Annotated in this window: 1 protein-coding gene; it reads right to left on the reverse strand. The window is 52.3% G+C overall.

Annotated elements, in window-relative coordinates; genetic code table 11:
• Positions 1-155: 155 nt before the first annotated feature.
• Positions 156-314, reverse strand: coding sequence for a hypothetical protein (locus AWU74_RS12275; RefSeq protein ID WP_187150982.1), 159 nt, complete (start codon positions 312-314; stop codon positions 156-158).
• Between the last annotated feature and the right edge of the window lie 135 nt (positions 315-449).

Below are 449 nucleotides of genomic sequence, written 5' to 3' on the forward strand. Positions count from 1 at the left end.
AAAAAGCTTTGTGAGCCGCGAATAAAATCCTGCGAGCGGCGCATAAAATTTTGTGAGCGGCGCAAAAAACTTTGTGAGTGACGCAAAAAATCCTGCGAGCCGCGCATAAGAGCCTGTGAGCCGCGCCAAAAATCCCGCCAGCTAGCCTTCTATCTCTATATAATGCAAAGGTTTTTCGCCATATCCTGCCTGTGCGCCGTCATAGGGGAAGCGGCAAAACCGCTTCCCCTATGAGACGAGAAAGGGAACGGGCAAAGCCCGCTCCCTTTCTCTCCATTTCGGCAGTCCCAGTCGGCGAAGCTACGGCACGCCACAGCGCGTTGCCTTTGCCCACAGGCAGAACCTTTATGCCGAAAAAATGCCGTACCCGTATGCCGCAAGTGTAAGCACAGGGGTTCAGTTCGGGTATTCGCCGATTTTCGAGAATTTTAGTTCAACAGGTTCAGGAA

This window comes from Treponema endosymbiont of Eucomonympha sp., assembly GCF_001028545.1.